Source organism: Thermoanaerobacter thermocopriae JCM 7501, from assembly GCF_001310975.1.
Taxonomy (GTDB): domain Bacteria; phylum Bacillota; class Thermoanaerobacteria; order Thermoanaerobacterales; family Thermoanaerobacteraceae; genus Thermoanaerobacter; species Thermoanaerobacter thermocopriae.
The window spans coordinates 26,727-33,970 of sequence record NZ_BAZY01000025.1 but is presented as its reverse complement, the minus strand read 5'-3'; the positions used below and the strand labels follow the sequence as shown (position 1 = coordinate 33,970).

Annotated in this window: 6 protein-coding genes and 3 pseudogenes; all 9 read right to left on the bottom strand. The window is 33.3% G+C overall.

The window, feature by feature from the left end:
• Nucleotides 1-839, bottom strand: a pseudogene (locus JCM7501_RS09545) (YitT family protein); the annotation flags it as partial.
• 13 nt (nucleotides 840-852) lie between these two features.
• Nucleotides 853-1,588 (bottom strand): annotated as a pseudogene (locus tag JCM7501_RS09540) (WecB/TagA/CpsF family glycosyltransferase).
• A gap of 124 nt (nucleotides 1,589-1,712) precedes the next feature.
• Nucleotides 1,713-2,681, bottom strand: coding sequence for a polysaccharide pyruvyl transferase CsaB (gene csaB, locus JCM7501_RS09535; RefSeq protein ID WP_256201356.1), 969 nt, complete (start codon nucleotides 2,679-2,681; stop codon nucleotides 1,713-1,715).
• 1 nt (nucleotide 2,682) lies between these two features.
• On the bottom strand, nucleotides 2,683-4,695 hold the full coding sequence (locus tag JCM7501_RS09530) for a DUF5693 family protein (RefSeq protein ID WP_028992607.1): 2,013 nt from the start codon (nucleotides 4,693-4,695) through the stop codon (nucleotides 2,683-2,685).
• 113 nt (nucleotides 4,696-4,808) lie between these two features.
• Nucleotides 4,809-5,105, bottom strand: a complete 297-nt coding sequence (locus JCM7501_RS09525) for a hypothetical protein (protein WP_256201355.1) — start codon at nucleotides 5,103-5,105, stop codon at nucleotides 4,809-4,811.
• Entirely contained in the window at nucleotides 5,090-5,260 is a 171-nt protein-coding gene (locus JCM7501_RS15020; protein ID WP_256201354.1) for a hypothetical protein, read from the bottom strand. The genes JCM7501_RS09525 and JCM7501_RS15020 overlap by 16 nt, the downstream gene beginning before the upstream one ends.
• 97 nt (nucleotides 5,261-5,357) lie before the next feature.
• A complete protein-coding gene (locus tag JCM7501_RS09520; protein ID WP_003867472.1) occupies nucleotides 5,358-5,708 on the bottom strand; it encodes a type II toxin-antitoxin system PemK/MazF family toxin in 351 nt (116 codons plus the stop codon).
• A 2-nt stretch (nucleotides 5,709-5,710) separates the two neighbouring features.
• Nucleotides 5,711-5,986 (bottom strand): CopG family ribbon-helix-helix protein, encoded by a 276-nt coding sequence (locus JCM7501_RS09515; RefSeq protein ID WP_003867471.1) that lies wholly within the window; start codon nucleotides 5,984-5,986, stop codon nucleotides 5,711-5,713.
• Nucleotides 5,987-6,075: 89 nt separating this feature from the next.
• Nucleotides 6,076-7,240 (bottom strand): annotated as a pseudogene (gene alr, locus JCM7501_RS09510) (alanine racemase).
• Nucleotides 7,241-7,244 lie beyond the last annotated feature (4 nt).

Genomic DNA, 7,244 nt, shown 5'->3' with positions numbered 1-7,244 from the left:
GTTTTTAAATCCTTCTCCTAAAACTTCATGGGCTGTTGATAGTATTACGAAAGCATTAGGGTCTATTTTTTTCACAAGGCTTCTTAAATTTGTAACTTCTCTACGAGTTACAACACACAATAAAACGTTTTTGTCTTTTTTGAATATCCCCCTCTTCCTTTTAACTCTGTTACCCCCCTTTCCATTTCCTCCAAAATTGACTTACTGATTTCCTCATACTTATCAGAAATAATTATAGCAATTCTCTCATCGCCACTACCTTCTTGGATAAGGTCAATAACTTTAATAGAAATAAATTCAGTGGCAAAAGCATATAGAGCTAATTCCGGGCTGAAAACTATTCCTGCTAAAGTTATTATTATAAAGTCTATTATAAGCAGTATTCTACCCACACTTAAAAAGTGTATGTATTTATGCAAAGTCATAGCAGCCATATCTGTTCCACCAGTTGTCGCTCCATATTTTATTACAATGCCCAGCCCTACACCCATTATTATACCACCATATACTGCTGCTAACATAGTATCATGGGTAAGAGGTTTTAAAAAAGCCAATGCATCAATAGAAACACCTAATAAAATAGTTGAATACAGTGTTTTAGCTCCAAAACCTGTTCCTAAAGCTTTAGTCGAAATGATAAAAAGTGGAATATTTATTGCCAATGTAGCTGCTCCAATCGGCCATCCAAATAAATATCGTAAAACAACTGCAAGTCCACTTACTCCACCAGGAGCAATCCTGTTAGGTGCCAAAAATAGGTCAAGAGACAAACTAACAAGTAATGTCCCTATCGTAACCCACAAAAAGTCTATTATTATTTTCCTAGCTGAAATTTTCATAAAGGCATTCCCCTTATCTTACAACTTCTCTTTTGTGTAGCAAAACTTTAATGGCAAACTTAGGAAGCGCCATCATTCTTTTATATCTCCAAGGCTCTTTAATCAATCTGTATAGCCACTCTAAGCCTAATTTTCTATAAATGTAGGGGGCTCTCTTAACTTTTCCAGCTATTACATCAAAGCTTCCTCCGACCCCCATTGCTATTTTTACCTTTAATTTATCTTTATTTTTATAAATCCATTTCTCTTGTTTAGGAGCACCTAAAGCCACAAAAAAGAACTTCTGCACCTTTATTATTTATCTCTTCTATGATTTTATTTTCTTCCTCCTCACTAAAATAACCATGATGGGTCCCTACTATTTTGACTCCTGGATATAATTTTTCTAAATTAGCACGAGCTTGTTCTGCAACTTGACAAGCTGCACCTAATAAATAAATTTTAACGCCTTTAGAAGATATATCCTTTATAAATTCTAACATAAGATCAAAACCTGCCACTCTTTCAGGCAGCGGTTTTTTAAAAACTTTTGAAGCAAAAACAATGCCACTTCCATCTGGGACATTTAAATCAGTATTATTTAATATTTCCATATATTCTTTATCTTTCTGTGCCATCATTACAATTTCTGCATTAGGCGTAGCAACAATGTGCAGTCTGTTTTCTTGCAAAAAATTATTTAAAATATCTACTGCTTGTATCATTGTCACTCGATCTATTGGCACTCCAAATATATCTAATCTTTCCATCTTCACACCTCAAATTTATTATGTTCAAATAATATGTCAAAATTCTTTTTTGTTCTTTCTTTTAGCTCAACTAAACGCTTAGACATATTATTTATATACTCTTCTTTTCGCTGTAAAATTGAATTTACTTTTTTAAAATGTCTTCGGCAGTAAAAGAATTAATATCTCCGGCACTGCTTTCACCAACAGATTTTAAAAAACCCTCCACTTTAGGGTCATAAGATATACCAACAAATGGAACCAAGGATATAAACGCAAAAATTAAAGAATGCAGTCTTACACCTATCAATAAGCTGCTGCCTTTGATGATACTCAAAATCTCTTCTATCTCGTATTTCCCAGTTAAAATCTGATAAGGCATTTTCATATAAGTAGCAACCCTATCGCTCTCTTCTATATCCTCGTGATAAAAAGGAAGAAAAACAATTTTATATCCATAATCCTGGGCAATAAAATCTGCAGCACTGGCCAACTCAACCCTTGATAATTCAGAATTTCCCCATTCTCTCGTGCAAATCAAAACATATTGTGAGGAATTTAAATCAATTCCTTCTTTCTCAAGAATTTTATCAAAAACTTTTTTGTCATCACCAATAGAAAAGTTTACCACAAGGTCTGCTGCTAATACTGCCTCTTTTTTGACATTTAGCTGTTTCAAATACTCTTTTGATAATTCATCTCTTACAGCTATTCCATCAACTTTATCTAAAATTCTTGCAGTAAACCATCTGTTAAATTTTTTATCAACTGGACCAATACCTTGCCCTATAACATACACTTTTTTCCTCAGAAATTTTCCCATAAGCATTATCCCTAGATAATACCACAAACTCTTACTACTGGTTTTATCTTGTATAAGACTGCCACCGCCACTTACCAATACATCTGCCTGTTTTAGCGTTTTATATATTTCTTTAAAAGAGTTCCTATTTACTGCTTTTACGTTGTACTTTTTAGAAGTTTCATCAGGTTTATTAGAAAGAACTGTTATATCTGTTATACCTCTTTCTTTTAAACCTTCTACCAGACATTTTAGAACAGCTTCATCCCCAATATTATCAAATCCGTAATAGCCGGATATGACTGTTTTCATATCAATACTCCCTTTTTATATTTTTTAAGGTCTTGTCCACTATAAATACAGCAATCATGCCAATTAAAGCCCCCAACACCCAACCAATTACAGTACGCTCTATCGCAATTGGAAGCACGCTTCCGATATGGCTAAAAGTATTAACAATTGACAAGATACCTATTGAAGCAAATATTCCCATAATAAATGCCCACCCTTTGGAATTTTTAAAAGCAGCATAAATTGCTAATATAATCGCAGGGTCACCTATTAAAAACTCTTTAGTCCGAGGCCTTGCTACAAGAGTATGCTCAAGAAAGTCTCTAAATTTAAGTTCTAACTCTGTTGGCTTAACAATAGGTTCATTGCCCGTCCTTGAAATGTATATAATTCCAATGATCCCTGCTATAACAATAGCTACCAAATGCCATACTTTTATGTCTATGTTTAAAAATTCCTTTATTCTTTCCAGAAAAGTCTTCCAGTCATTGGCATCGTATATCTTTACAATATAGTATAAAACATAAAACAGTAAAGGTAGTACAAAAGAAAGTTTTACACCCCTAAAATAGTCAATTTTCAACATATATTTGCTATCAGCCATTATAGCCGCTATACTAAGAGCCCCTACAAAAGAAATCAATAGCGAATTAATAAATATTTTTAAAGAGGTATATGTGAAACTGAGATTTTTCTTCCTGTCCAATATTTCTTTCATTTTGTCTATAAAATATCCTATCCCAAGAGAAGGAAAAATTATAGAAGAAGCTAATGCTATTACTTTGACCCCTAAATCGTTAAATCTGCTTACCAGCACTAAAGAAGTCAGTATAGCCCCCAACAATCCTGATAAAATTAGCACATAGTCTCCAATTCCTAACATCTGCAAAAGCAATAAGCCGGCGGCAATAACTCCCAAACTTATGAGTATTTCCGTAAGCTTTGACTGATGAAGTTCAGAAAGAGGTTTAGCAACACCAACTTTTAATCCTACTTTTTTTATGTATTTTGTCATGTCTTCTATCATAGATTTATTTTGTTCTATATTGTAATCCGCACTTTTAAAATGTTCTATCTTCGCTCTCATATAAATAATTCTCACATTTCTCTCTATCATTCCTCTATACCATCTATTTATTATTTCAGAAGCATCGTATTTTTGAGTTTCTGCTTCTGAAACTCCAAAGACTTTTATCCCCTTATAGCTATCAAACTTAGCAAATTTATTCATCCCCTCTTGAAGTTTCTTACCCATAGGTACATCTATAATGCCTACATTTATGTCATTTTTCTTAAACAGTGAAGCTGCATACGGTATCTTTTCTGGATTTCCTAAAACATCAGTCCCATTAAAGATTACAGTCTTTACCTTAAATTTTTTTAATATATCAACATATTCTTCTATGTCTTTATCTTTTATACCTGTGAAATTTTCAATTCGCGGTATCACATCAAAGCCTAACGACTTTACCAGTCCTAAATCGCTTTCATCAAATCCTAACCCCTTTGTTATAAAAACATCTTTGGGTTTATTGATAACAAAGGCATAGCTACCTCTCTTTTCAAGCACTTTTAATCCGTCTTCAGGCACTCTTTTTGTTAAAGCCTCTTTAAGAAAATTGAATATCTTTACATCTTTTGTTGTTACAACTATGTAATTGCCATACTGCTCTCTTTCCTTATCTGTAAGACTCTTTAAGTAGTCTTCCAATGCTTCATTCCCTAAATTTGAAGATAATAAATAAAGATTTATTACGTCTTTTAAAAGGCTTAAAGAAATTTCACCAGATTGTTGAAGGTTTTCCAGAGTAACCTCATTTACAGCAACACCTATAAGACCAGCTGATTTCATATCAGAAAGTACAGAAGTTAAGTCTCTGCCTGTTACAGACGCAAGGTCTTTGAAACTTTTTAAATCTCCTACAATTTCTACTGTGTCATACTTGTTCTCCACTTTTATTCTGTTTACGTCTACCAAAACAGATATCATTAAAGACAGCGCAATAATTATTATAAGTATTTTCTTTAGATTCAAATTAATCTCTCCTTTATTATTTCCTTTTCTGGAGAATTAAAATGCAAACTTACAACTACTCATATTATATCACAAAATTTTCTTTAACGCATAAAAAACAGCGCACAGCGCTGTTAATTTTTTGTATATTTACCTATTACGACTATGTATGTTCGTTTTGTCGCTTTTATTCCTCTACCATCAGATCGTGGAAAAAGCAAAAGGTGATTGGCAGGTATAATATCATTATTTTTTAAATTTGTACCTGCAGTAAGGTCTGCCACTCCATCAGTTTTTGTAACAATTACTGCTGAATTTGCACTTCTCACTATTGCCTGTGTACCACCTTCCATGGTTAAAACTTCGCCAGCATTTAGTTCCACTACCTCATAGCTTGTCCCTGTCTTTGCCTCTTTTAGCTTATCATCCACATAAGCTTTACTTCATTATATTGCGAATCAACATAGCTTTTACTAACAAGAGGGTCTTGCTGACTTCCTGGTTCAGAATTTTGGTCAGCATAACCAACACTTAAAGCCACTAAAATTGCAACAAAAACCAGTATAAGTGCATAACCTTTTTTCATTTGTTCTTCCTCCTATAATTTCACTCTCCTACCTCTATTTTATAAAAAAATAAATGATATTTCAACAAAAAATAAGAACTTATCCTAAGATAAGTCCTTAAAAGTCAATTAACCCCAAACTTATTTGCAAAGCTTCATTGACTTTCTCCATCATTTCCTGGTCAAAATGGCCAATTTTTTCTCTTAAACGTTTTTTGTCAATAGTCCTAATTTGTTCTAACAATACTACAGAATCTTTGTTAAGTCCATATTCTGCCCCATTTATTTCAACATGAGTGGGCAATTTGGCTTTGTTGATCTGAGAGGTAATTGCCGCTACTATTACTGTTGGACTATATTTATTGCCAATATCATTTTGAATTATAAGTACAGGCCGAATTCCGCCCTGTTCAGAGCCTATTACAGGGCTTAAATCGGCATAAAAAATATCTCCCCTCTTTATCACCATAGTCAATCACACTTTTTCAATTTCATTTCGTATCCTGTAAAGCATTCGTTTTCTGCGGTTAGGCCCATTTCCGCAAGTTCACTGTTAATCGCTGCCATCTCAAGATATCCCTTTTTCATGCTCTCTCGTATTTGAATTTTTTTCTTCTCCCGTATATATAATTTCATCGCTTCTCTTATAAATTCACTGCGGTTCCTGTTTTCCATAGCGGCAAGAACATCAACCTCTTCTAATAAACTCTGCGGCAAGCTCACAAGTATTCGCTTTGTTTCGCCCACTTTTAGGACCTCCTTACGCACTTATATAATTTATTATATATTACTATATATAATGATGTCAATCATTTGTAAATTTTATACTATAAAAGCTAAATTTTTAAATAATTTTTTCCCCAACTACCTTTCCCTTGTAAATATATATTCGAGGTACCCTGTTGGATATTCCACAATATACTTCATAAGGTATAGTATTTAATTTTTTAGCAATCTCCTCAGCTGTTATTTTTTCTCCCTCTTGATTTCCAAAAATAATTACATCATCACCTACTTCTACTCCTTCTATATCGGTAACATCTATCATCGTTTGGTCCATACAAATCCTTCCAACCACAGCAGCATATTTCCCTTTCACTAGCACATGATAATTATTAGAAAGTAATCTATTAAAACCGTCAGCATACCCTACAGGCAAGGTAGCAATTTTACTCTTTCTTTTAGTTATAAATGTCTTTCCATAACTTATGGAAGTGCCTTCGGGCACTTCTTTTATATATACTATTTTAGTTTTAAAACCCATAGTCTGTCTTAAATCCAATGGTCTTTTGACTTCTTCTGAAGGATAACTACCGTATAGAACTATTCCTGGTCTCACCATATCTAAATGAGTATATTTAAGGTCAATAATTGCTCCACTGTTAGCTATATGTTTTAAAGGAATGTTTATCCCTTTTTCTTTTAACCTTTCTAATAGTTTTTTGAACATATCAAACTGTTGTTCAGCATAGCTCTTATCTTTTTCATCAGAAGTAGCAAAATGACTAAATATACCTTCTACCTCTACCCCTTCCATTTCCATCATTTTTTCTATTTCTTTTTCTGCTACCTTTAAATCCGTATATCCTATCCGTCCCATGCCTGTATCAATTTTTACATGTACTTTAGCTTTTTTACCCACATTTAAAGCAATTTTTTCTAACTCTTCAACATAGTTATATCAAAAACAGTTTGAGTTATATTGTTCACAATTAATTCTTCGGCCTGAGTTAAAGGAGTATATCCAAAAACGAGTATGGGAATATTAATTCCGCATTCCCTTAATTCTAACGCCTCTTCTATTGTCGCTACCCCCAAATAGCAAACACCATTTTCTACCAAAACTTTTGCTACGTGACAAGCGCCATGACCATAAGCATTGGCTTTCACTACACCCATTATTTTTACTTTCTTGCCCACCCATCTTTTTACTTCACTCAAATTATGCACTATATTATCCAAATATATTTCTGCTCTTGTTGGCCTTATATTATCAAACATTAAA

Bases quoted from the DNA above. Each gene is read 5' to 3' on its own strand.
- JCM7501_RS09520 (WP_003867472.1), bottom strand. From the start codon at position 5,708: ATGGTGATAAAGAGGGGAGATATTTTTTATGCCGATTTAAGCCCTGTA.
- csaB (WP_256201356.1), bottom strand. From the start codon at position 2,681: ATGAAAACAGTCATATCCGGCTATTACGGATTTGATAATATTGGGGAT.
- JCM7501_RS15020 (WP_256201354.1), bottom strand. From the start codon at position 5,260: ATGAAAAAAGGTTATGCACTTATACTGGTTTTTGTTGCAATTTTAGTG.